The 25042-nt window shown below is 65.0% G+C and carries 21 protein-coding genes; 13 read left to right on the forward strand and 8 right to left on the reverse strand.

The genetic code is table 11. The annotated features are described in order from the left end of the window. Positions 1-51 precede the first annotated feature (51 nt). The 5 genes from LB525_RS08590 (at position 52) to LB525_RS08610 (ending at position 3837) form a co-directional block, all read left to right on the forward strand. Positions 52-1143 (forward strand): methionine ABC transporter ATP-binding protein, encoded by a 1092-nt coding sequence (locus LB525_RS08590; RefSeq protein WP_224544303.1) that lies wholly within the window; start codon positions 52-54, stop codon positions 1141-1143. Continuing rightward, on the forward strand, positions 1124-1777 hold the full coding sequence (locus LB525_RS08595) for a methionine ABC transporter permease (protein WP_140844297.1): 654 nt from the start codon (positions 1124-1126) through the stop codon (positions 1775-1777). Before LB525_RS08590 ends, LB525_RS08595 begins: the two co-directional genes overlap by 20 nt. A gap of 225 nt (positions 1778-2002) precedes the next feature. Beyond that, the gene (locus LB525_RS08600) at positions 2003-3022 is read left to right on the forward strand and encodes an isopenicillin N synthase family dioxygenase (protein ID WP_224544304.1); all 1020 of its coding nucleotides are present in this window, start codon (positions 2003-2005) and stop codon (positions 3020-3022) included. A 105-nt stretch (positions 3023-3127) separates the two neighbouring features. Continuing rightward, the gene (locus tag LB525_RS08605) at positions 3128-3376 is read left to right on the forward strand and encodes a hypothetical protein (RefSeq protein WP_224544305.1); all 249 of its coding nucleotides are present in this window, start codon (positions 3128-3130) and stop codon (positions 3374-3376) included. A 107-nt stretch (positions 3377-3483) separates the two neighbouring features. After that, on the forward strand, positions 3484-3837 hold the full coding sequence (locus LB525_RS08610) for a hypothetical protein (RefSeq protein ID WP_224544306.1): 354 nt from the start codon (positions 3484-3486) through the stop codon (positions 3835-3837). A 134-nt stretch (positions 3838-3971) separates the two neighbouring features. On the opposite strand, the gene LB525_RS08615 is transcribed toward LB525_RS08610, so the two are convergent. Then, complete coding sequence (locus tag LB525_RS08615; protein ID WP_224544307.1) at positions 3972-4874, reverse strand: LysR family transcriptional regulator; 903 nt, start codon at positions 4872-4874, stop codon at positions 3972-3974. Between the two features lie 102 nt (positions 4875-4976). On the opposite strand from LB525_RS08615, the gene LB525_RS08620 reads away from it, so the two are divergent. Both LB525_RS08620 and LB525_RS08625 read left to right on the forward strand, forming a co-directional pair. Beyond that, complete coding sequence (locus LB525_RS08620) at positions 4977-5963, forward strand: zinc-dependent alcohol dehydrogenase family protein (protein ID WP_224544308.1); 987 nt, start codon at positions 4977-4979, stop codon at positions 5961-5963. Between the two features lie 99 nt (positions 5964-6062). Continuing rightward, on the forward strand, positions 6063-7022 hold the full coding sequence (locus tag LB525_RS08625) for a dihydrodipicolinate synthase family protein (protein WP_224544309.1): 960 nt from the start codon (positions 6063-6065) through the stop codon (positions 7020-7022). A gap of 73 nt (positions 7023-7095) precedes the next feature. On the opposite strand, the gene LB525_RS08630 is transcribed toward LB525_RS08625, so the two are convergent. Continuing rightward, a complete protein-coding gene (locus LB525_RS08630) occupies positions 7096-7992 on the reverse strand; it encodes an AraC family transcriptional regulator (RefSeq protein ID WP_224544310.1) in 897 nt (298 codons plus the stop codon). Between the two features lie 149 nt (positions 7993-8141). Here LB525_RS08630 and LB525_RS08635 point away from each other — a divergent pair, with 149 nt between their 5' ends. Beyond that, a complete protein-coding gene (locus LB525_RS08635; RefSeq protein WP_224544311.1) occupies positions 8142-8867 on the forward strand; it encodes an SDR family oxidoreductase in 726 nt (241 codons plus the stop codon). A 64-nt stretch (positions 8868-8931) separates the two neighbouring features. Here LB525_RS08635 and LB525_RS08640 read toward each other — a convergent pair whose 3' ends face one another. Further along, complete coding sequence (locus tag LB525_RS08640) at positions 8932-12336, reverse strand: acyl-[ACP]--phospholipid O-acyltransferase (RefSeq protein WP_224544312.1); 3405 nt, start codon at positions 12334-12336, stop codon at positions 8932-8934. 536 nt (positions 12337-12872) lie between these two features. Between LB525_RS08640 and LB525_RS08645 the strand changes: the two genes are divergently transcribed. Genes LB525_RS08645 through LB525_RS08665 form a run of 5 tightly spaced genes read left to right on the forward strand, consistent with a single transcriptional unit; the run spans position 12873 to position 20268 of the window. Beyond that, a complete protein-coding gene (locus LB525_RS08645) occupies positions 12873-14243 on the forward strand; it encodes an SWIM zinc finger family protein (RefSeq protein WP_224544399.1) in 1371 nt (456 codons plus the stop codon). Continuing rightward, positions 14240-15679, forward strand: coding sequence for a DUF5691 domain-containing protein (locus tag LB525_RS08650; protein ID WP_224544313.1), 1440 nt, complete (start codon positions 14240-14242; stop codon positions 15677-15679). Before LB525_RS08645 ends, LB525_RS08650 begins: the two co-directional genes overlap by 4 nt. A gap of 19 nt (positions 15680-15698) precedes the next feature. Then, positions 15699-16778, forward strand: a complete 1080-nt coding sequence (locus LB525_RS08655; RefSeq protein WP_140844275.1) for an ATP-binding protein — start codon at positions 15699-15701, stop codon at positions 16776-16778. 3 nt (positions 16779-16781) lie between these two features. Continuing rightward, positions 16782-19040, forward strand: coding sequence for a DUF5682 family protein (locus LB525_RS08660; RefSeq protein ID WP_224544314.1), 2259 nt, complete (start codon positions 16782-16784; stop codon positions 19038-19040). Beyond that, positions 19033-20268, forward strand: a complete 1236-nt coding sequence (locus LB525_RS08665) for a VWA domain-containing protein (RefSeq protein ID WP_140844271.1) — start codon at positions 19033-19035, stop codon at positions 20266-20268. The genes LB525_RS08660 and LB525_RS08665 overlap by 8 nt, the downstream gene beginning before the upstream one ends. A gap of 22 nt (positions 20269-20290) precedes the next feature. On the opposite strand, the gene LB525_RS08670 is transcribed toward LB525_RS08665, so the two are convergent. The 5 genes from LB525_RS08670 to fba form a co-directional block, all read right to left on the reverse strand. Next, entirely contained in the window at positions 20291-20491 is a 201-nt protein-coding gene (locus LB525_RS08670) for a hypothetical protein (RefSeq protein ID WP_095768799.1), read from the reverse strand. Positions 20492-20591: 100 nt separating this feature from the next. Beyond that, a complete protein-coding gene (locus LB525_RS08675; RefSeq protein ID WP_224544315.1) occupies positions 20592-22592 on the reverse strand; it encodes a protein-L-isoaspartate(D-aspartate) O-methyltransferase in 2001 nt (666 codons plus the stop codon). Positions 22593-22693: 101 nt separating this feature from the next. After that, positions 22694-23419 carry an MgtC/SapB family protein gene (locus LB525_RS08680; protein ID WP_095768797.1) on the reverse strand — a complete coding sequence of 242 codons (726 nt, stop codon included), beginning with the start codon at positions 23417-23419 and terminating at the stop codon, positions 22694-22696. A gap of 106 nt (positions 23420-23525) precedes the next feature. Continuing rightward, positions 23526-23684 (reverse strand): peptide ABC transporter permease, encoded by a 159-nt coding sequence (locus LB525_RS08685; protein WP_224544316.1) that lies wholly within the window; start codon positions 23682-23684, stop codon positions 23526-23528. A 144-nt stretch (positions 23685-23828) separates the two neighbouring features. Further along, complete coding sequence (gene fba, locus LB525_RS08690; RefSeq protein WP_095768796.1) at positions 23829-24893, reverse strand: class II fructose-bisphosphate aldolase; 1065 nt, start codon at positions 24891-24893, stop codon at positions 23829-23831. Positions 24894-25042 lie beyond the last annotated feature (149 nt).

Consider the following 25042-nt stretch of genomic DNA (forward strand, 5'->3'; position numbering starts at 1 on the left):
CTGCTGAGCGGGCCGCCGTCGCGTTTGCGCGGCACAGAAACGGACATGGAAATGAACCAGCATGTCACGGCCGAACGGGCCGATCCGATCCACATCCAGCCGACCGGGCGGGAAGACGTTGTCCGCCTCGTCGGCCTGAAGCGCCGCTTCGGCGCGACGCCGGCGCTCGACGACGTCTCGCTCACGGTGCGCAAGGGCGAGATCCTCGGCATCATCGGCCGCAGCGGCGCCGGCAAGTCGACGCTGATCCGCTGCCTGAACGGGTTGGAGCGGGCCGATTCCGGCGAGGTCTTCATCGAGGGCCGCGAAATCGGCCGCCTGAGCGAACGCGAGCTGCAGCCGCTCCGCCGGCGCATCGGCATGGTTTTCCAGCACTTCAACCTTCTGTCGGCCAAGACCGTCGAGGAGAATGTCGCGCTGCCACTCAAGATCGAGGGCCGCCCGCGCGCCGAGCGCTTGGCCCGCGCGGCGGAACTGCTGCAGCTCGTCGGTCTGTCGGAGAAAGCCAAGGCCTATCCGGCGTCGCTGTCGGGCGGACAGAAGCAGCGTGTCGGCATCGCCAGGGCGCTCGCCGCGCGGCCGGCGCTGCTCTTGTCGGACGAGGCGACCTCGGCGCTCGATCCGGAGACGACGCGCTCGATCCTGGCGCTGCTCAAGGACATCAATTCCAGGCTCGGTCTCACAATCCTGCTCATCACCCACGAGATGGAGGTGATCCGTTCGATAGCCGACCGCGTGGCGGTGATCGATGCCGGCCGGATCGTCGAGGAAGGGGCCGTCTGGCAGGTCTTCGCCAATCCGGAATCGGAGATCACCCGCAGCCTGCTCGGCAGCATCCGGCCGCAATTGCCGCCCGAGATCGCCAGCCGATTGATTCCGGGCGAAGGCGCGGAAACGATTCTCCGGATCGATGTGGCCGGCGAGGCAGCGCGCGGTGCTTTGCTTTCCGATCTTGCCGCAGCGGTGCCAGGCCAATTCCGCCTGGTGCAGGGCGGCGTCGATCATGTCCAAGGTCAGCCTGTCGGCACGCTGTTCCTGGCCGTTGCCGGCGCTGAAGCCGCGCATCTTGCGCGGGTGACGACATTCCTGAAGGACCGCGGCGCGCGGGTGGAGGTGCTTGGCCATGTCGCCGGTCCTGTTTGAACTCCTGCTTCGCTCGATCTGGGAAACGGTGCTGATGACCGGCGCGTCCGGTATCATATCGCTCGTCTTCGGCCTGCCGCTCGGCCTTGCCTTGGTCGCCACCGATCGCGGCGGCATCGCCGAGAGCCTTTGGGTCAACCGTACTCTCGGCGCCGTCATCAACGGCTTCCGGTCGGTTCCTTTCATCATTTTGCTGGTGGCGCTGATCCCGGTGACGCGGCTGATCGTCGGCACCTCGATCGGCACCTGGGCGGCGATCGTGCCGTTGTCGATCGCCGCCACGCCCTACTACGCCCGCATCGCCGAAGTGTCGCTGCGCGAGGTCGACCACGGGCTGATCGAGGCGGCGCGCGCCATGGGTGGTAATCGCTGGACGATCATCCGCGAGGTGCTGGTGCCGGAGGCGCTGCCCGGCATTGTGGCGGGCTTCACCGTGACGCTCGTGACGCTGGTCGGCGCGTCGGCCATGGCCGGCGCCATTGGCGCCGGCGGCCTCGGCGACCTTGCCATCCGCTACGGCTATCAGCGCTTCGAGACCAGCGTCATGGTTGCCGTGGTCGTCGTTCTCATCGTGCTGGTCTGCGGCATCCAGTGGATCGGCGACCGGCTCGTCGCGCGGCTGGATCATCGCTGACCGGGCGAGCAAGGGCGCCGGCGCGAACGCAATTTGCCGCAAAAGACGGGAATTGAGCGCCGGCTTGCTCCGTTTGCAACGAGATTGGGCGGTGCGTTTCTTCACCCGCAATGGCGCGCATGTCATCGTGCCGCGGGGTAGCTGGAGCAATTCGGGGAAAGTGCGCAGCGGTTTTCCGTCCGGAATCGCGAAAAACAAAGAGTTGGCGCCAAGAGGAGCCTGTCCATGGCAAGAATAATTCCGGTGCTCGATCTCGACCGCCTGGAGCAGGGCGCATCGGAACTGCGGACATTCTTGTTCGATCTGCGCACCGCCGCCCGCGATGTCGGTTTCTTCTATCTGAGCGGCCACGGCATCACCCAGCCGGAGATCGATGCGGTGCTGGGCGCCGCGCGTCGCTTCTTCGCCTTGCCGGAGGCCGACAAGCTCGACATCGAAATGGTGAAGTCGCCGCAGTTTCGCGGCTATACGCGCGCCGGCGGCGAGCTGACCAGGGGCAAGGCCGACTGGCGCGAGCAGCTCGACATCGGCGTCGAACGCGCGACCATTCCGCAAGGGCCAGGCGTGCCGGCCTGGACGCGGCTGCAGGGCCCGAACCAGTGGCCGGCCGCGCTCCCCGATCTCAAGCCCGCGCTGCTTGCCTGGCAGGCCAAGGCGACCGATGTCGCGATCCGGCTGCTGAAAGCCTTCGCGCTGTCGCTCGACCAGCCGGAGGACGCTTTCGATCCGATCTATCGCGGCGAACCCAACCATCGCATGAAGATCGTGCGCTATCCCGGCCGCAATGCCACCGGCGACGACCAGGGCGTCGGCGCGCACAAGGATGGCGGGTTTCTCACGCTTCTGCTGCAGGACGAGAACAAGGGCCTCCAGGTCGAATATGACGGCAGCTGGGTCGATGTCGACCCGATCCCGCGAACGCTCGTCGTCAACATCGGCGAGTTGCTGGAGCTCGCCTCGAACGGCTATCTCAGGGCGACCGTGCATCGCGTCGTCACGCCGCCGGCCGGCGTCGAACGCATTTCGGTGCCGTTCTTCTTCAGCGCCCGGCTCGATGCCACGATCCCGCTGCTCGACCTGCCGGAGGAGCTCGCTGCCGAAGCGCGCGGCCCGGCCAGCGATCCCGGCAATCCGCTCTTCCGCAACGTCGGAACCAATGTGCTGAAAAGCCGCCTGCGGTCGCATCCCGACGTAGCGCGGCGTCACTATGCCGACCTTCTGGAAAAAGCAGCGGCCATCGGCTGACGATTTCGTTGCATTTGAGCGAGATTTTTTCGCGTTTCCCGTCTTTTTTGGAATTCCGTTCGTGGAAAATATGCCGCTTCAGGCCCACATAGGAACCATCGCTCGGTGTTTTCCTCCCATTGCGCCGGGCGATGTTCCCCTCTGAAGGTTATGACCTTCACACTTTGGCCGGGCCGCTTTCGCGCCCGGCCTTTTTCTTATCTGCGTCGGGAATCCGCCGATCAGACCGGCGAGGCGCTCGCCCTGCATTTGGATGTCGATCCCTTCACCGGCTCCGGTCCCGGCCGCCGCCGGCTCGAATATTTCGCGCTCGAGCCTCAAGCGCGTTTTCCTCGCTATTCCATCCTGACATGAATGCGCGAACCGTTGTGTTACGGTGTTGGTGATGTTCACGGCATCCGCTCGGACCTGCCGTAAAGTGAAGAGGAGAGTTCGCCACGTCCAGGATCAGCCGCCGCGCCTTGCTCTTTCATTCCGGCTGCGCGGTCGTCGCCTCGACCGTCGCAGCAAACGGTCACGGCACGAAGGCGCTGAGGCGTGACCGGCAACCATCCAAGGACCTGTTCGCCCTGATTGAGGCGCACAAGGCAGCGTACGCAGCGTTCGGCAAGGCCGTCCACAAAAGGGGCAGCCATAGCCGTGACCACATCGAGGCCGGGCGAGAGGAGGAGAGGGCGCTGCTGGCCATCTGCGCCTATCGGGCGGTCAAGCAAGGCGACCGCCTGGCCAAGGCCAGATATCTTTTGGAGGTCGAGGCGCGCGGCGAGCTCGACCTGCCAGAACATATGCAGGCCATTCTGCGCTCTACGGTGTGAAAGGCATGAGACTTCCAGCGCATAGACCGTCGAACCCGCCGCAGTGCTGAAGGTTTCGGGGCTTACGATCATCTGTTCGCGACGAAGGTGCTGAAGCTGCTCGGTGTGATGCAGCGACTGAAACCGGCGTGGACTTAGCTCATCATCTTCGGCAATCCCGCCGCCAGCGCGTCGATGGCCAGCCGCACTTTCAGCGGCAGATGCGGCGCCTGCAGCCAAAGCGCGTGGCAGTCATAGAGATAGTCCGCTTGCTCAGACAGCAGGCGGACCAGTGTGCCGCCCTCGATGCGTTCACGCACCAGCCAGTATGGCAGCCAGGCCAGTCCCATGCCGTCGGTTGCCGCGTCGGCGATGGCGTCGAGGTCGTCGAGCCGCAGCCGGCCGGCGGGGGCGATCTGCGTCACCGAGTCATCGTCGCGCGTAAACAGCCATGGCTGCAGCACGTGGCCGAGCCGCCGGTAGACGATCGCTTGATGGCTGGCGATGTCTTCGGGCTGATGCGGTCGGCCGAAGCTTTCGATGTAGGACGGCGACGCGCAGACGATCATGCGCTGCCGCGCGACGCGGCGCGCGATGATGCCGGCCCTGTCATCCAGCGTGCCGGTGCGGGTCGCCAGGTCGAAACCGTCCTCGATGAGATCGGCGAAGCGATCGCTGAGCGACAAGTCCAATTCCAGCGTCGGATAACGCCGGGCCAGCTCGATTAGGATCGGCGTGACGCAGTGGCGACCGAAATGCGCCGGCATCGTCACGCGTAGTGTGCCGCGCGGCTCGGACAACCGATCGGCTGCCAATGCATCGGCCGCTTGCGCTTCGGCCAGCACGATGCGGCAGCGCTCGTAATAGGCGCGCCCGAAATCGGTTAGGCTCTGTCGGCGCGTGGTGCGGTTGATAAGCCGCATGCCGAGCCGCTCTTCGAGGAAGCGGACATGCTTGCCGACCATCGGCCCCGACAGGTCGAGCGCCGCCGCGGCGGCCGCGAACGAGCCGAGATCGACAGCCTTGACGAACACTTCCATGCTTTCGAGGCGATCCATATTCAAAACCAATTGTTTCGACTGTTCTGCCTGTGTGCCGATTTATCGGTTCTCGATACCGCTGCATAGTCCATTCCATCGGTTGGGTTTGGAGTTTCAGGCATGGCAAGGGTTGTTCGCTTTCACAGTCACGGCGGTCCCGAGGTGCTTCGCATCGAGGATATGGATGTTCCGTCGCCGGGACCCGGCGAGGTGCGGATCCGCGTCAGGGCGCTGGGCTTGAACCGCGCCGAAGCCTTGATGCGCAACGGCTCTTACATCGAGACGCCGACGCTGCCGTCCGGCCTCGGCCTCGAAGCGGCGGGGATCGTCGAGGCGGCGGGAGCCGGCGTGGAAGTCTTCGCACTGGGTGATGCGGTCAGCATCATCCCGCCGCGCTCGATGGCGCGCTGGCCGGCCTATGGCGAACTCGTGAATTTTCCCGCCGAGCTTGTGGTGAAACATCCGCCATCGCTTTCGTTCGAGGCCGCCGCCGCGACATGGATGCAATATCTCACCGCCTATGGCGCGCTGGTCGATATCGCACGTCTCGGCCCTGACGAGCCTGTCGTCATCACCGCCGCGTCGAGCAGCGTCGGACTGGCCGCCATCCAGATCGCCAACAGAATTGGCGCGGTGCCGATCGCCGTCACCCGAACATCGGCCAAGAAGACGGCGCTGCTCGATGCCGGCGCGGCGCATGTGGTGGCCTTGGCCGAGGAGGATATCGAAACGAGGCTGAGGAAGATCGCACCGCAAGGCGTGCGCGTCGTCCTCGACGCGGTCGGCGGCCCGATCTTCACGCCGCTTACGGCCGCCATGGCGCGCGGCGGCATTCTCATCGAATATGGCGGCCTCAGCCCCGAGCCGACGCCGTTCCCGCTGTTCGAGGTCCTGGCGAAGACGTTGACGCTGCGCGGCTACCTCGTCCACGAGATCACCGGCGATCCCGCCCGGCTTGAAGCCGCCAAGGCCTTCATCCTCGACGGCCTCGCCGCAGGCGCGCTGAAGCCGGTCATCGCCAGGACGTTTCCGTTCGAGGAGATCGCCGAAGCGCACCGCTTTCTGGAAGCAGGGGAACAGTTCGGCAAGATCGTGGTGACCGTTTGAGGCTCTCTTCAGCCGGAAAAGCGACTATCTGCTTGGCAAGCGGTGCTGCGTCGGGCCAAACTGGTCATTCCGCATGCCTGCCTCAAGGAGACTTCGAAAATGCCCGCCAATGTTTTTTCCGGCTGCATGCCGGCGCTGATGACGCCTTGCACCGATGACCGACTTCCGGACTTCGCCGCGCTGGTGCGCAAGGGGCGCGAGCTGATTGCCGCCGGCATGTCGGCCGTCGTCTATTGCGGCTCCATGGGCGACTGGCCGCTGCTGACCGACGCGCAGCGAATGGAAGGCGTCGAGCGCCTGGTGAAGGCCGGCGTTCCGGTGATTGTCGGCACCGGCGCGGTCAACACCGCCAGCGCCGTGGCGCACGCCGCCCACGCGCAAAAGGTCGGCGCGCGGGGCCTGATGGTGATACCGCGCGTTCTCTCGCGCGGGCCGTCGGTGACGGCGCAGCGCCATCATTTCAAGGCGATCCTTGCCGCCGCGCCCGACCTGCCGGCCGTCATCTACAACAGCCCTTATTACGGCTTTGCCACGCGCGCCGACCTTTTCTTCGCGCTGCGCGCCGAGCATCCGAACCTGGTCGGCTTCAAGGAGTTCGGTGGCCCGGCGGATTTGCGCTATGCGGCGGAAAACATCACCAGCCGCGACAACGAGGTTGCGCTGATGATCGGCGTCGACACCGCCGTCTTCCACGGCTTCGTCAATTGCGGAGCATCCGGCGCCATCACCGGCATCGGCAATGTCCTGCCCAAGGAAGTGCTGCATCTCGTGGGCCTCAGCCAGGCGGCGGCGAAGGGCGATGCCGAAGCGCGCCGGCTGGCGCAGGAACTGGACGCGGCACTGGCCGCGCTGTCCTCTTTCGACGAGGGACCGGACCTCGTGCTCTATTTCAAGCACATGATGGTGCTGAAGGGCAATCCCGAATACAGGTTGCACTTCAACGAGACCGACGCGCTGAGCGACAGCCAGCGCGGTTATGCCGAGCAGCAGCTCAAGCTCTTCGACACCTGGTATGCGCAGTGGTCGAGGCAGCCCGTCATGGCAAGATACGCTGCCTGAGCCGATCGGTCCGGCGCAAAGTCTCCGGCGATCCAGGGCCTGTTTGACAGCTGCACCCCGTTCGGCCAAAGCCTCAATAGGCCGTGGCCGAGCCGGGTATGGCTTGAAGACGCTCGATGTCCTGACGGGGCGGGGCGCCGAACAGGCGCCGATATTCGCGGCTGAACTGGGACGGGCTGTCATAGCCGACCGCGAAACCGGCCGTGCCGGCGTTGGCCCCGTCGGCCAGCATCAGCCTTCGCGCTTCCTGCAGGCGTAGCTGTTTTTGATATTCCAGCGGAGTCATGCGCGTGATCGCCTTGAAGTGAGCATGAAGCGACGACGCGCTCATGCCTGACGCCGCGGCAATCTCGTCGATCCGCAACTGCGCCTGGAAGCCGTTCCGAATCGTAGCGATCGCGCGGCTCACCTGGTTCAGGTGGCTGTCCACGGTTCCCATTTGACGAAGCGTTGCGCCATGCGGACCGGTAAGCAGACGGTAGAGGATTTCGCGCTCTATCAGCGGGGCCAGAACATCGATGGTTTCGGGGCGATCGAGCAGCTTCACCAATCGGCTCGCGGCATCGATCAGGTCCGGGTCGCTCGGATAGACCGCAAGCACAGGCAAGTCCTTTTCGCCAGAAGTCCGCCGCTCCGTCACCAGCAGATCGGCAAGTGCCGCGAGGTCGAAGTCGATCTTGCAGCATAGATATGGCGCGGCCGGACTGGCCTCGAGAACATGGCCGACCAGAGGCAGGTCGACCGAAACAAGAAGATAGCTCGATGCATCATAGACCACGCTCTGGTCTGCCAGCGAGACGCGCTTCGACCCTTGGGCGATTATGCAAAGCGAGGCTTCATAGACCGCCGGCACCGGCGCGCTGGGCCGGCCCGCCTGAATGAGCGTCAGCCGGGGGATCGCGGTGCTTGAAATGCCGGGACCCCTGGCATGCCGGGCAATCAGCCCGGCCAGTTCGGTGATTTTTTCCATGCCGCATAAATCTGCATGACGCGGAATGTTGCAAGCCTTGTCCGCCTCGCTTGGAGGATTGTGCAAACTCTTTGGACGATCACGCTACCGGTCTTCGCCTGTGCGGCGCCATTTTCCATCCCGTCACCGCAAGCCAAAAAGGAACGATCATGACGGGACTGAAAGACAAGGTTGTACTCATCACCGGCGCATCGAGCGGCATCGGCGAAGCGACGGTGCGAGAGCTTGCCGCGGCCGGCGCCAGACTGTTCATCGGAGCCCGACGCGCCGAGCGTCTGAAGGCGCTGGCCGAGGAAATCGGCGAACGCGTCGCCTGGCGCGAGCTCGACGTAACGGATGCCGAGAGCTTCGAGGCTTTCGCCGATGCCGCTCATGCCCAATTCGGACGGATCGATGCGCTGGTCAACAATGCCGGCGTCATGCCGCTGTCGCCGCTTGCCGCGCTGAAGCGCGATGAGTGGGCGCGCATGATAAACGTCAACATCTTCGGCGTGCTGAACGGGATCGCTTCGGTGCTGCCGCGCTTCGTCGCGCAGAAAAACGGGCACGTCGTCAACGTGGCGTCCGTCGGCGCGCATCTCGTGCTGCCCACCGCGGCGGTCTACTGTGGCACGAAATATGCGGTGTGGGCGATCACCGAAGGCCTGCGGCAGGAGCACGACGACATCCGCGCCACGATCATCTCCCCCGGCGTGACCGCGACCGAATTGGGCGACGACATCAGCGACCCGCAGGTGGCAGCGGCTTTGAAAGAGTGGCGGCAAAAATCACTGAAGCCGGACGCCATTGCCCGCGCGATCCGCTTCGCGCTCGAACAGCCCGACGGCGTCGACGTCAACGAAGTGATCGTGCGCCCGACCGCCGCCGACATGTGAGTGAACGGCAGGGACTGGCAATGAACAGGCCGGAGCTTGTTGCCGGCCTGTTCGCACGCGCGGGTCAGGCGGCCTTGACCTTCAGGTCTTCCGCGCCGCGCACCATCCTGGTCACGCCGGCGAAGTCGAGCTTGCCGGAACCGAGCACCGGCACTTTCGCCACGACACGCACTTCGGCCGGCACCATCAGGTCCATGGCGCCGTTCGCCTTGGCGAAGGCCAGGAAGTCGGCGCGGGTGGCGTTGGGCGCTTCCGTGATCAGGATCAGCTTCTCGCCCTTGCGCGCGTCCGGCAGTGTGGCGACGGCCGACAGCGAGCCTTTCCAGAGTTCGCCGGCCAGCGCCTCCACCGCGGCAAGCGAAACCATCTCGCCACCGATCTTGGCGAAACGCTTGGCGCGGCCGCGGATCGAGATGAAGCCCGCATCGTCGACGGTGACGACATCGCCGGTGTCGTGCCAGCCGTTTTCCAGCGGCTCGATCACGCCAGGATTCTCGGCGCGCAGATAGCCGGCCATGACGTTGGGGCCGCGCACGAAAAGGCGCCCGCCTTCGTCGACGCCGGGCACCGGCTGCAGCCGATACTCCATGCCGGGCATGATTTTACCGACGCTGCCCGACTTGTTGTACATCGGCGTGTTGATGGCGATCACCGGCGCGGTCTCGGTCACGCCATAGCCTTCCAGGATGCGCAGGCCGAATTTCTCCATATAGGTCGTGCGCGTGGCGGCCTTGACCGGCTCGGCGCCGGCGAAGCAGTAGCGCACCGAACGGAAGTCGTAAGGATGCGCCGTGCGGGCATAGCCCGACAGGAAGGTGTCGGTGCCGAAGATGATCGTGGCGTTCGAGGCATAGATCAGTTCCGGCACGATGCGGTAGTGCAGCGGCGAGGGGTAGAAATAGACCGGCACGCCTGAGATCAGCGGCAGCACCGTGCCCGCCGTCATGCCGAAGGAGTGGAAGATCGGCAGCACGTTGAACACCTTGTCGCCCGAATGGAAGTCGATGCGCGAGGCGGCCTGGGCGGCATTGGCCAGGATGTTGCGGTGGGTGAGCACCACGCCCTTGGGCGTGCCTTCCGAACCCGAGGTGAACAGGATCGCGGCCGGATGGTCCGCCTTGCGCGCCACCCGCGGGGTCGCCTTGCGGAGCAGGCCGAACAGCTTGTCCTTGAGTCCGATCGTGGCCCGCAGGTCGTCGAGCCAGACGATGTCGACCGAGCGGCCGATCTCCTCGACGACCGGCCCGAGCTTTGCCTGCTCGACGAAGGCGCGGGAGGTGAGCACGGTGCGCACCTCGGCCGCCTTGCAGGCCGACAGGATGTTCGCTGCGCCGGCGGTGAAGTTGATCATCGCCGGAACCTTGCCGGCCGACATCACGCCGAGAAGTGCCGCGCAGGCGCCGTTGGCGTTGGGCAGCATGATGCCCAATGTCTGCTGGCCGGCATAGAGATGCTCAAACTTCTCGCCGAGCACGGCGGCGGCCGTCAGGAGCTTGCCGTAGCTCAGCGACCCGGTAACCGGATCCTGCACGGCGAGCTCCTTCATGCCGCGCTCGTTGGCGGTCTCGATGATCTTCTCCAGCACCGTCTTGCCGATGTCCTGGGTGCGGAAGACCAGGTCCGACATCACCTGGTAGAGCGCGGAACCGGCCGCGGCGCGACGCTGGCGGCCCTTCAGTTCCTGCGCGACTTCGAGCTTCACCGGCTCCAGTATGGTCACCTTGACCTTCGGGAACAGGCGGCGGCGCACATGCTGCGAGGTCAGCCGGGAGAAGTAGCTCTTCTCCAGCCCCTCGATGCGCACCGGCACCACCATCGAGCTGGTCTTGTCGGCCACCATGGCCGCGCCGTCATAGACCTTCATCAGGCCGCCGGTGACAGTGATGCGGCCTTCCGGGAAGATGACCAGCGGGTCGCCGCCCTGCACGATCTTTATCAGCGTGCGGGTCGACATCGGCTTCGCCGGATTGAGCGGCAAGGCGCGAGCAAGCTTCATGAACGGCTTCATCCACCAGGCCTGTGCGATCGTATAGTCGATGGCGAAGACTGGTTCCTCGTCGGTCAGGGTCAGGGCCAGCGGACCGTCGAGGAAGCTGACATGGTTGAGGGCAAGGATTGGCGCCTTGCCGGCCGCCTTGAGGTTTTCGATGCCCTCGATCTCCAGGCGCAGGAAGGCGCGGAAGAGGATAGAGACGAAGTCGCGGAACGGATTGGTCGGCAGGTATTTCAGCATCAGCCAGGCGGCGACGGCGTTGGCCGCGACGAGGCCGAACAGGATGCCGGCGATCGAGACACCCGTAGCCTGGATGGCCGCGACGAGAATGCCGCCGACGGTCATGAAGCCCGCATTGACGATGCTGACCGCGGCCACGACGCGGGCGCGGCGCGCTTCCGGCGACCAGGCCTGCACGGCGGCGAAGGTCGGCACCACCAGGAAGGCGGCGGCAATGGCCATGCCGGCGAGGTCGATGGCGACGCGGATGGTGTTCGGGCCGGCGAAGAAGGCGGCAAGCGTCTCGGCCTTGGGCGAAGGCTGCATGCTGCCGATGGTCCAGGCAAGATGCAGGCCGAACAGCGCCAGCAGCGCCGTGCCGACCGGCGCCGGCAGCAGCACCATTCGTCCTTGCGACATCCAGGCGGCGATGGCCGAGCCGATGGCGATCGAGACGGCGAACACGGCGAGATAGGCGGTGACCGCGATCTCGTTGCCGCCGAGCGAATCCTTGATCAGCGTCGGCAGGATCGACAGCACGATGGCGCCGACCAGCCAGAACCAGGAGGTCATCAGGCCGGCGCGCCAGATGCGCGTGTCGGTGCGCAAGTCGGCGACCTGCCGCCAGGTCGAGCGGAAGATGTTCTTGTCGATGGCAAGGTTGGGTGCGGCCGAGCCGGTGGACGGGATAAAGCGGCTGACGAACCAGCAGCCGACGGCCAGCGCCATCATGATCGGTCCGAACACCCAAACGCCGATGCCATCGGCGGAGACGACGCCGCCGGCGATGGTGCCGCCGAGGATCGCCGCGAACGTGGCCGACTCGATCCAGGCATTGGCCTTTGGCAGTTCCTTGCGCTCGAGATGATCCGGCAGGATGCCGTATTTGATCGGCCCGAACAGCGCCGAGATGGTGCCGAACATCAACAGCGCCGTCATCAGCACCGGGATCGACGACAGCGCGATGCCGGCGACGGCGACGGCGGCCGCGGCGATCTCGGTGAACTTCAGCCGCCGCGCGATCAGCGCCTTGTCGAAGCGGTCGGCGATCTCGCCGCCAAGCGCCGACAGCAGCAGGAAGGGCGCCATGAAGACAGCCCCCGCCAGCGTCACCAGCGACGCGGCCTGGTCCTTGGCGAGCGTGAAGAGAATGAGGAACACCAGCGTGTTCTTCAGGAAATTGTCGTTGAAGGCTGAGAGGAATTGCGTCCAGAAGAGAGGCGCGAAGCGCCGCGACATCATCAGATGGGTGTTCATGGCAATTTCCATTGGGCAAGTCCGGCTGGCAATCCGATTGGACTGAGCGGACACTTGCGCGGTTTGAGCCTTGTTTATCGGGAAGCCGTTAAACTTCGTTACTGCGATTCAATCCAATCCATTTGTTTCTTGTTCTTGGCGCCTGGAATCTGTCGTCCACGATCGGTCTCCAGGCCTTCCAGGCACGTGACTGTTTGCGGGCTTGGCTGTCGGCGAGCATCGATATGATCCTTTCGTTTCAGCGTTAAGCCGGATCGGCGCCGGTCTGTTTCAGGCCGGATACATTGCCTTGAACGCTGTTCACGAACGCACTATAGCATATCGTGAACGACGTTCAAGAGAAAAATGAACGATGTTCACAAATGGCCTGACCGGTGCTGTCAGGAGAGCAACGGAACGTTAGACAGGTTCTCAAATTTTACGGCGGCTGGAACTACACCGGCGCGCCGCAAACGGCTATCAATCGTTGCGACGTCATTGCTTCGGGGTGGTGAGAGGCGCGCGGCTTGCAGCTGGATTTGAAGACAATCGAGGCATTGGCCCCCGATCAGGCTTCGCTTGGCGCCGCGGCCAAGCTGACCAAGCGGTCGAACTGGCCCAGGCTTGAAGCACATGAACAGCTTCCGCTCATCTGGGGCGAATGCCAGGGCTCAGGATCCAACCCGTACCGGGTCGCATTCGACGCCTCCGATCACGGCTATAAATGCACGTGTCCGTCGCGAAAATTTCCGTGCAAGCACATACTGGCGTTGGCGTGGATCGGTGCCACGGCGCCCGACAGCTTCGCGCGTGTCGACCAGACGCCCGACTGGGTGAACGACTGGCTCGGCCGGCGCCGCAAGCCAGGACAGCCGCCGGCGCAAGCGCCCGCGCGCGCGGAAGGCAAAAGCATCGACGAGGCATCGCGGCCGGAAGAGACCGCTCCTGTTGAGGACGCTGCTGCCGCCGAACGCCGCGAGGCCGCGCAGCGCAAGCGGGCCGAGGACACGCGCAGCGCGGTTTCTGCGGCGCTCGATGAGCTCGACCAATGGATCGCCGACCAGCTTCGGCTCGGTCTCGCCGGTTTTGTCAACGCCAGCAGTGAACGCTGCCGCCGCATCGCGGCGCGTCTTGTCGATCTGAAGGCGACGACGCTCGCCGGGCGCATCGACGAGTTGCCGGCGCGGCTGATGGCGCTGCGCGGCGAGGAGCGCCCGGACGCCGCGATCCGCGAGCTCGGCAAGCTGGTGCTGCTCGGCAAGGCCTGGCGTGCCGCGCCCGACGATGCCGAATTGAAGCGCCTGGTCTCGACGTCGGAGACGCGCGACCAGATCCTCGCCAACCCCGATGCCGTCCGGGTCGAGAGCGACTGGGAGGTGCTTGGCGAAAAGATCGAGACGCGGCGCGACGGCCTTGTGAGCCACGCCACCTGGTTGCTCGATCTCAGGAGTCCAACTCCACGATTTGCACTCCTGCTCGATTTCTTCCCGGCATCAGCGGGGCGGCGCTCCGGCGCTTTTGCCCCCGGGGACCGCTTCAAGGCGAGGCTGGTGTTCTACCCATCCCGCAATCCGCTCAGGGCCCTGGTCGCGGAGCGGCTGGGCGACGCGTCGCCTGGCGCATGGCCGGCGTTCGCCAGCGGCGCCGAGGCCGATCCGCTCGCCGCTTATTCCGTATTCCAGGACAAAACGCCTTGGCTGTCCGATTGCCCGCTCATCCTGCCGGCCGGCGCGATCGCGCTGGACGAAAGGGACGGCGCCTGGTGGCAGGCGGCGAACGATCCGCATGGCATCGCCTTGCCTGTCGCGGGTTCGGTCAATCAAACCTTGCTCGGTCTCGACCTCGCGGCGACGGCCGCGCTCTGGAATGGCGCGAGGCTCGAGCTTCTGGCTTCGCAAAGCAGCATGGGGAGGCTCGACCTGTCGTGAACGAGCTCGACCAGGCAGGGCTGGCGAGGCTGCGCGACGGCTGGATTTCCGGCGGCGCTGCTTTCGAATTTGCTCCCGCCGAATGGAAGGAAGTCGTGGCGGCGGCCAGCCCGGACGAGCAGGAGCGGCGGCTGCTGGCCATTGCCGCGCAGGCGCTGGACGTCGCGCTTCGCCCGGCGGCGCCAAAAAGTTTGAAACGCCGTCCGCCACTGCCGGTGCTGGCCTTGCCGATGCTTCCTGAACGGCTGCGGCCGTCGCTGCGTGCCGCACTGAAATATGCAGCCGATGCGAGGCTCAAGGGTCGCGTGGCCACGCTCGTCGTCAGCCGAGGCTTCGTGCTGCATCCGATGGATTGGATGCCCGCTGCGACGGATCAGGAAAGCCCTGATGTCTATGCGCCATGGATCGACTGGCAGGCAGGCGCCGAAGGCGAAAAACGGTCCGGCCGCGAGCAACTGACGGCGGAAACCTGGGACGACTTCTATCCAGCCGCGCGCCGTATTGCCTTGATTGATTTACGGCGCACCAGGCCTGCCTTGGCGCGGACTCTCATCGAGACCAAAGGGACAAGCGAACTGGCGGAGGTCAGGCTTCCACTTGTCGAACTCATGCGTTTCGGCCTTGGTACCGATGACGTTCCGTTTCTGAAGAGCTTGTCTGCCGATCGCTCCGGCAAAGTGCGCGAAATGGCCGGCCGGCTCCTGGCAAGGTTGGGCGAACGTGGCAATCCAACTGATGGCGGGCCGGAGAATCCGATAGCCGAGCTCGCCGCTTTCATCGAGGAAGGCAAATCCGGCTTCATCCGGCGCCGCACCACCTATGCGCCGATAAAAATCAAGTCGCCCGCGCAACAGGCACGTCGCGCCGAGTTGTTCGCGTTTGGTTATTTCGGCGATCTCGTCGCTCACTTCGGCAAGACGGAGTCCGATTTCATCGAGGCATGGCAGTTTGGCGTCGATGATAATGCCGACCTCTTTCTCGTTCGAATGGTCTCGGCGTCCGGCGGTGATGCGTCGGTGGCTTGTTTGGCGGATCTGCTCGTCGCCGCCGGCGGCAGGTTGGCGCTTCTCGTCCTCCAGCTCATGTTGCGTTTGGACGGCGGCAGAAAACGTCTCCTGATCAGGCAGATCCTGAATGACGCTCAAAATCTGGCCGCGCTCACCCTGGTTGAAGGCGCGGAAGCAGGCTGGCTGGAATGGGGCGACCTCACAAGCGGCAAGGCGCTTTCGGCGCTGCGTGCCGCCGTCTCGGGTGACAACGACATCATGAAACGAAGCGCCGAGCAGTATCTCGAAACCATGGGTTTTCTCGCCACGGCGGCGACGGCGGAAAAATTGATCGGCGAGGTCGTTGCCGCAGGCTTGCCGCCCGCATCGCCATCGCTCGGTCTGCTGCGGCTCAACGCGGCGCTTGCCCAGAACCAATCCCACAGATGATCAAACTGGAGACGATCGCATGAACGCAGCCATCCGCCTTCCGGTCGAAGAAATCTATGCGTCGGAACTGCAGGCGCTGGCGCGCGGCGACGACCGTCAGAAGCCTGCCGGCTGGAGCCTGTCGCCCAAAGCAGTGCTCACCTATCTGATGGGCGGCAAGGCCAGCGACGGCACGGTGATTTCGCCGAAATATGTCGGCCGCCGGCAATTGATGGAAACGGCGGTCGCCACTTTGGCTACCGACCGGGCGCTGCTTCTGCTCGGCGTTCCCGGGACAGCGAAATCCTGGGTGTCGGAACATCTCGCCGGCGCCATCATGGGAAACTCGACGCTGGTCGTGCAATGCACCGCCGGCACCGACGAAAACCAGATCCGCTATGGCTGGAACTATGCCCAGCTGTTGGCCAAGGGCCCGAGCCAGGAGGCGCTGGTGCCGACCCCGCTCTACCGCGCCATGCAGGACGGCAAGCTCTGTCGCCTGGAAGAATTGACGCGCATGGGCTCCGACGTCCAGGACACGCTGATCACCGTGCTCTCGGAAAAGATGATGCCGGTGCCGGAATTGAACACTTCGATCTATGCGCAGCGCGGCTTCAACATCATCGCCACGGCCAACAACCGCGACAAGGGCGTCAACGAGCTCTCCTCGGCGCTGAAGCGTCGCTTCAATGTCGTGGTGCTGCCCTTGCCTGAGGACATGAACGAGGAAGTCTCCATCGTCTCCCGGCGCGTCGGCGAGATGGCCGGTGGGCTTGACCTGCCGGTGCCGAAGAATGTCGGCGAGGAGATCGCCCGCGTGCTCACCATCTTCCGTGAGCTGCGCTCGGGCGCCACCGCCGACGGCAAGGTGACGCTGAAGACGCCGTCGGGCTCGCTGTCCACCGCCGAGGCGATCGCCACGATGGTCGGCGGCCTCAGTCAGGCGGCCTGGTTCGACGACGGCAAGCTTCACGCCGCGGGCCTTGCCTCGAGCCTTGTCGGCGCCATCGTCAAGGATCCGGTGCAGGACAAGGTGGTGCTGGAGGAATATCTGGAGACGGTGCTCAAGAAGCGGCCGGACTATGCCGGCTATTACGCGGCGCTCAACGCGGCCATCTGAGCGATGATTGAGGGCGGCATCAGCTATTTCGGCATTCGCCATCACGGGCCGGGCTCCGCCGAGAGCCTGGTCAAGGCGTTGCAGGAATTGCGGCCCGTCGCCGTGCTGATCGAGGGGCCGGTGGATGCCACGCCGCTGCTGCCGCTGCTCGCCAGCCCCGACATGAAGCCGCCGGTGGCGCTGCTCTGCTATCCCGAGGATGATCCCGCGGCAACGAGGTTCTGGCCTTTCGCCGAATTCTCGCCCGAGTACCAGGCGGCGCTGTGGGCCGTAGCCAACAAAGCGGCGCTTCGCTTCATCGACCTGCCGTCGGCGGCGCGGTTGGCCGAGAAGACGACTGAAAGTGCGACGGACGCCGATGGGGCCGAAGCGGAGGCGACGGAAGAGCAGGGCGAGGAGGCCGAACGCATCCGAGATCCGATCGGCACCCTGGCGCGCGCCGCCGGCTACGAGGACGGCGAGAGCTGGTGGTCGGATATCATCGAGCAGAATCCTGCACCCGGCCCGATCTTCGCGGCCATTGCCGACGCGATGACGACGCTGCGCGACGGCGAGGGCGCGATCGGCAACTTCGAGGCGATGCGCGAGGCGCATATGCGTCTCGAGATCGCCGCCGCGCGAAAGGAATTCGACGGACCGTTGGCCGTCGTCTGCGGCGCGTGGCACGTGCCGGCCCTTCGGGCGGCGCACACGCAAAAGAGCGACCAGGCGCTGCTCAAGGGCATCGGCCGACGCAAGACCACGATGACCTTCGCGCCATGGACCGGACCGCGCCTGGCGCTGGGCTATGGCTATGGCGCCGGCGTCGTCGCTCCCGGCTGGTGCAAGCATCTGTGGGCGACGCGCGGGCGCGATGATGCCTCGGTCCTTTGGCTGGCGCGGATCGCCGCGGTGCTCAGGGGTAAGGGGCATATGGTTTCCACGGCCTCTCTGATCGAGGCAGAGCGCTTGGCTCGCGCGCTCGCCGCCATCCGCGACAGGCCGAAGCCCGGCTTCGAGGAACTGCGCGACGCCTCGGTCTCGGCGCTCTTCAACGGCGAGGCTTTGCTGTGGAAGATGGTCGAGGCCGAGCTGCTGCTCGGCGCCGATGTCGGCGAGATTCCGCCAGACACGCCGCTTGCCCCACTGATCGATGATCTGCAGCGCAACCAGAAGGCGGCCCGGCTGAAGCCCGAGGCCCTTGAGCGGGAACTTTCCGTAGACCTGCGCAGCGAGAGCGGGCTCTTCCGCTCGACATTGCTGCACCGGCTGAATGTGCTTGGCGTCAACTGGGGCAGGCTGACGGATGTCGGCCGCAGTCGCGGCACGTTCCGCGAGCGCTGGATGTTAGCCTGGCAACCGGAATATGCGGTTCGCCTGGTCGAGAACCTGGTCTATGGACCGACCATCGAGAAGGCCGCCAATGGCCGCCTGATCCAGATGATCGGCGCGGCCGCGACACTGGATACGCTTGCCACACTGGTGCAAAACGCGATCACGGCGGGGCTGAGCGAGGCGTCCGCCGCCGGGCTGGCGGCGCTGGAGGAAAAGGCGGCGCACAGCAGCGAGTGCCTGGAGCTGCTGGCCTCGGTGCCGCCGCTGGCCGACATCATCCGCTACGGCGAGGCGCGCAAAACCGAGAACGAACGCCTCGCCGGCCTCTTGGAACGGTTGATCATCGAAGGATCGATCGCGCTGCCTTATGCGGCGCGCGACCTCGACGCGCAGGCCGCCGCGGCATTGATGGCCGCGTTGCGCAAGGCCGACGAGGCGATCAGGCTGGTCGAACCGGACGAGCATGTCCTGGAGGCCTGGCGCAACGGTCTGGCTGCCGTGCTCGATTCATCGCGCTCGACGGCGCTCGTCGCCGGCTGCGCCGCGCATCTGCTCTACGAGCACGGCCGGCTCTCCGCCGAGGCGACCGCTAATCTGCTCGCAAAGCGTCTGTCGCCGGGGACGCCCGTTGCCGATGCCGCGGCATTCTTCGAAGGCTTTTTCAGCGGCGCCGGCCAGAGGCTGATCTACGACGAGGGCCTGCGCGGCGCCGTCGATACCTGGTTGGCCTCGCTGGAAGAGGAAGCTTTCGTGGCGCATCTGCCGCTGCTGCGCCGCGTCTTTTCCAACCTCGACAGCATGGAGCGCCGGCGCCTGATCGAGGCCGTGCTTGGCAAGAGAGCGAGCCTGCCCACCGGGCTGACGCCGGCGCCGGACGGCGGCGAGGCCTGGCGCAGGCATTTTGCCCTTCTTGGAAAGCTGCTCGCAGGGGAGCCCCGCCATGGCTGACGAAGCGACTGGGCCGGAGCTCGATCAGACGCTGGACAATCGGGAGCGTCGCTGGCGGCTGGCGATCGGCGCCGACGAGGAGACATCGTCGGCGCTCTCGGCCGAGGATCGGCGGCTGTCTGCGGCGCTCGACGCGCTCTATGGCGACGGCAGCGGCGACACCGCCGGCGATCCGCGTAAGCGGCGTGGCGGGCTTGGCCGCTCGGCGCCGCGCGTCGCTCAATGGATGGGCGACATCCGCTCCTTCTTCCCCGAGCAGGTCGTGCAAGTCGTGCAGAAGGATGCCTTCGAGCGGTTGAACCTGAAGCAGATGCTGATGGAGCCGGAATTCCTCAAGGCGATCGAGGCCGACGTCAATCTCGTCGCCGACCTGATCTCGCTGCGCTCGGCAATGCCGGACAAGACCAAGGACATCGCGCGCTCGATCATTACCGATATTGTCGCGAAGCTGATGCAGCGTCTGGAGCAGAAGACCGCGGAGGCGATCCGTGGCGCGCTCGATAAGTCGCGGCGCACCAACCGCCCGCGCCAGCGCGACATCGACTGGCCGCGCACTATTACGGCGAACCTTCGCCACTACCAGCCGGACCACAAGACCGTCGTGCCGGAAAAGCTGGTCGGCTTCATGCGCCGCCAGCGGCGGCTGGTCGATCTCGACGAGGTAACGCTCTGCGTCGACCAGTCCGGCTCGATGGCAAGCTCGGTCATCTACGCCTCGATTTTTGCCGCCGTGATGGCGTCACTGCCAGTCGTGCGCACCAAACTCGTATGTTTCGACACCGCCATCGTCGATCTGACGGAAGAGCTCAGCGATCCGGTCGAGGTGCTGTTCGGCGTCCAGCTCGGCGGCGGCACCGATATCAACCAGGCCGTCGCCTATTGCGCCGAGCGCATCGAGCGGCCGACCAAGGCGCATTTCATCTTGATCACCGATCTCTACGAGGGCGGCAACGGCAAGGAGCTTCTGCGAAGGCTGGCGACGCTGGTGCGGTCGGGCGTCAACGTGGTCGTGCTGCTCGCGCTTACCGACCAAGGCCGCCCCGGCTACGACCCTTCCATGGCCGGCTCGGTCGCGGCGCTGGGCATTCCGGTCTTTGCCTGCACGCCGGATCACTTCCCCGACATGATGGCGGCGGCGCTGCGCCGCGAGGACATCGGCGCCTGGGCGGCAGGGGCCGACATCAAGCTCGTTCGCGCCGACGCGGAAGAGCCAAAAACGGATGCGTGAGGCACGCGCCTGGCTTTAGACTCTATTTGTTCGTGCGCATTTTTTGCCGCGGATTGATGCCGCCGCTGGCCGTTGTGTCGTTCTCGACGTCGCCTTCGGTCGTGTTCTCGCCGAGCTCGAGATCATCGCCTTCCTTGATGCTGCCCTTTGACGTTCCGATGCCTGGATTGTTTTCCAGATCGGCGTCGCTCGGTTTGCGCGATTTGAGATGCTTGGTGCTCATGGCAGGCTCCTTCCAAGATTTGCTGGATGAGGAACTGATTGGCCGAAGCGAATGTTCCGAGCCCAATTGGCCGCCGCCCCGTTCCGAGACTCCGACTTCGTCAAAGTCCGAACGGATAGGTTTCGGGTACACCGGTCCTGGCATGCTCCGGCCCAAGCGGCGTCACCGCTTTCGTCTTGTCGAACCAGACGAAGGCGTCGAACTGTCTCGGCAGCGAGGCATCGGCATAGTGGCTGCGCAGTTCGGTTTCCGGTCTGTAGATCACGCCGATGAAGCGCTCCAGCCGCCGCTCCAGCAGGCGATGTCTCAGCGCGGCGTCGCGGTCCATATCGAGCAGGAACCGCGACACCCCGCTGTCGTGGCAGAGCCGTTCGTAGCTGTCCGCATGCGAAGGGCGCACCCGCATGACCTGCATCGGATCGTCCCAATCGGAAGCCGCGGCCACCGTTCCGGAATGGGTGCCGAAGCCGATCAGCGCCACTTGGTCGCCGAAGCGCTCGCGGCAGAGCTGGCCGATGTTCAACTCCTGCCTGATCGTTCCCATCTCGGTGAAGCGGGCATCGCCGATATGCGAGTTGTGGGCCCAGACGACGGCCTTTGAGTCCGAGCCGCGCGCCTCGAGTAGATGCTCTAGCGTCTCGAACATGTGCGTGTCGCGGAGATTCCAGGATTCCGCCCCGCCGTAATACATGATGCGATAGTAGCGTTCAGCGGCTGCGATCAGCCTTGCGTTCTGCGTGGCATCGAGAAAGTCGGCGCCGTCTTGTCGAGCGTAGTCGAGCTGTCTTGCAAGCAGCTCCTGACATTGCTCCAGCACGGCTTGTTCGCATTTGCGATAGCCGGCGGTGAGCACGGCGCGCCCGTATGTGGAAGGCTCTTTCTGCCACGGCGTCAGGCAGCCATAGCGTTGCCGCGCAGCGGCGGCGGCATCCGGATCGACCTGATCGAGATAGCGCAGGACGGCCGCAATCGACGCGCTCATATTGTAGATGTCGAGACCGTAAAAGCCGGCCCGGCGGTTTACATCGTCGAGGCCTCCATTGTGATCCCGCATCCAGCCGACGAATGCGTCGACATCGGTGTTGCGCCACATCCATGTGGGAAAGCGCTGGAATGGCGGCTCTGTGGCCGCGCGCGGCGGCCGATGGCGGACATGGCGGTCAATGGCCGCAGCATCCGGCCAGTCCGCCTCAACCGCGACGATGCTGAAGCCATGCTTTTCGATGAGCCGACGCGTGATCGCGCCGCGCGCCTTGTAGAATTCGGAGGTGCCGTGACTGGCCTCGCCGAGAAGGACAACACGCCGGTCCGCGAAGCGGTCGAACAGATCGCCGAAGACCGGGCCTTCGAAATCCGGCAGCGGCTCGGCGGCGGCCGCGATCATCTCCGGCAGGCTTCTTTCGCGCGGCTGCGGCGTGACCACAGCCGGTCGATCGGCTCCATATCGAGGCCGTTCCGCCCAGCCTTGTTCGCCGATGAGCGGAACGAACTGCACGCCACCGAGGTCTTCTTCCTCGTAGGTCGTTGCGCCGGTTCGGGTGACCTTCAGCAGCCGCTGGTCGTCGACCTCCTTGCCGACGGGGATCACCAGACGGCCACCGACATCGAGCTGTTCCTGAAGCGCCAGCGGCGCGCCGGGACCGGCTGCGGCCACCAATATGGCATCGAACGGAGCGGCGTCGCTCCATCCCTTGGTGCCGTCGCCGGCGCGAACCTCGATATTGTCGTAACCGAGGCGTTCGAACCGCTGCCGGGCGATTTCGGCGAGCATCGCATGGCGCTCTATCGTGTAGACGCGGGCTGCAACACGACTCATCACTGCCGCCGCGTAGCCCGAACCTGTGCCGACCTCGAGAACGCGGTCGCCAGGATCGATCTCGGCGGCTTCGATCATGTAGGCGACCATGAAGGGTTGCGAGATCGTCTGACCCTTGCCGATCGGCAGAGGGGTGTCCTCATAGGCGAATTCCTCGAAATCGGGGTCGACAAAGACCTCGCGTGGAACCTCCCGCATGGCCTCCAGAACCCGGCGGTCATGAATTCCACGCTGGGCGATCTGGACATCGACCATCCGGCCGCGCGTCAGAGAAAGTTCGGCCATCAATGCCTACCGATCATGGACAAGTACCATCTTGCCCAGAACCATCTGCGGGCGGGAAAGTTTCATGTCCGGGACGATTTCAAGCATCCTCCGTTACGACACTAGAACGGCTTCTCGCTGATCACCTCGAAGCGCTCGACCGCGCAATGCTCGCCGACAAGCGTCAGCACGTCGGTCGAAGGTGGAATAGCGTCGGGCTGCTTCCACAGAATGTTGAAGGAATAAACAAAGCGCTCACGGTCTGCGTCATGCTCCATGCCGACGAAGCGGGCACTGTAGCCAAGCGGCCGCACCATTTCCTGGAGGTCGGGCGGCGCGTTTTTCGGCCAGGAGACCGAAAGGATTGCCTTGTGATCGCGCCGGATCTTGAGGTCGACCCATTTCAGCGCCTGCAGTGTCACCAGCGTCAGCACGGTTGCGATCGCGCCGAGGCCGTACTGACCGCCGCCGAAGGCAAGGCCGATCATGGTCATGATCCACATCGTGGCGGCGGTGGTGACGCCGGTGACCAGATCGCCGCGTCGCAAGATAGCGCCGCCGCCGATGAAGCCGACACCGGTGAGCACGCCGAGGGCAAGACGCATCACATCCATGCGCACGAAGGAGTCCGGTCCTTTGCCCGAGACACCGAGCAGCATGTTGGCCTGGACCATTGCGACGCAGGCCGCAAGGCCGACCAGGATGGTCGTCCGCAACCCGGCGGAATGACCGCGGGCCTCGCGGTTCAGGCCAATGAGGAAGCCTGCAAGCACCGTGACCAGCAGCCGCGCGACGAGGTCCGGCCATGTCGGATGAAGCGGCATGTCGCAGCAAAGCGGCGTGAGCATGGTCCGTCGGGGCAGCCTAAGCGCGCCCTCCGTTGCGTCTGGAATGCTCAACTAGGCTTGGCCGCCGATGGTTCCCTGGCCGCTACTCTATCATGCGCGAATCGCCTCACCGGACGGCAATGCTCAGCACCAGCGCCAGCACGACGATGCCGACCAGCCCGGCGATGAAGATGATGCGACGGGTGCGCGTGCGCAGGATGATTTCGCCCTGTCGCGCGCCCTGCCCCGAAAACACCGGACCTTCGCTGTCGCGGTCCTTGCTCATGGTTGTCTCCTTCCCTGTGAGCGGGCACGGGAGGCGTCAGAGCAGGAACCGTTTTGGCCGGCATGAAGTTCCGCCACGCGGATGCTGAGGCGAGGCAGGGCCGGCTACCGCGACCGGCCGAAAACCGGCCGCGGGAAAGTTGGCTCAGCCGAATTTCGGGTCGAGGCTGCCCGATTTGTAGCGCTTGGCCATGTCGGCCAGCGGGATCGGCTTGATCTTCGAGGCGTTGCCGGCGGTGCCGAACTGCTCGAAGCGCTCCTTGCAGAGCTTCTTCATCGCGGCCATGGCCGGCGTCAGATATTTGCGCGGATCGAACTCCGATGGGTTCTCGGTCAGCACTTTTCGGATCGCGCCGGTCAGCGCCATGCGGTTGTCGGTGTCGATGTTGATCTTGCGCACGCCATGCTTGATGCCGCGCTGGATCTCCTCCACCGGCACGCCCCAGGTCGGCTTCATCTGGCCGCCATATTTGTTGATGATCTCCTGCAGTTCCTCCGGCACCGACGACGAGCCGTGCATGACCAGATGCATGTTGGGCAGGCGGCGATGGATCTCCTCGATCACGTTCATCGCCAGCACCGCGCCGTCCGGCTTGCGCGAGAATTTATAGGCGCCGTGGCTGGTGCCCATGGCGACGGCCAGCGCGTCGACATGCGTGTCGCGCACGAACTGCTCGGCCTGCACCGGATCGGTCAGCAACTGGTCGTGGCTGATCGCGCCCTCGACGCCGTGGCCGTCTTCCTGCTCGCCGCCGCCGCTCTCCAGCGAACCCAGCACGCCGATCTCGCCTTCCACCGAGACGCCGCCCCAATGCGCCATGTCGACGACGCGCCGCGTGATGCCGGAATTATAGGCGTAGTCGGCCGGCGACTTGCCGTCCTCCTTCAGGGAGCCGTCCATCATCACCGAGGTGAAACCATACTGGATCGCGGTGACGCAGGTCGCTTCGTTGTTGCCGTGGTCGAGATGCATGCAGACCGGGATGTCGGGATGGATCTCGACCAGCGCGTCGATCAGCTTGGCCAGCACCACGTCATTGGCATAGGCGCGCGCGCCGCGGCTGGCCTGCAGGATGACCGGCGACTTGGTCTCCTCCGCCGCCTCCATGATAGCGAGGCCCTGTTCCATATTGTTCATGTTGAAGGCAGGCACGCCATAGCCATGTTCGGCAGCATGGTCGAGCAATTGTCTCAGTGTGATGCGAGCCAACGAATAGTCTCCCGTATCTGGTTCGAGCCCGTGTTTGAAAAGGTCGCCCGGGCGTCGGGCGGCCCCGTTGCTTCTGGCCGGATTTCGGAGCTACCGCAACCTTTCGGAGCCTTTTCGGTCGCAATTCTTGTTGCAGGGCTGAAATCCGG

The organism is Mesorhizobium sp. CA16, from assembly GCF_020165175.1.
Lineage (GTDB): Bacteria > Pseudomonadota > Alphaproteobacteria > Rhizobiales > Rhizobiaceae > Mesorhizobium.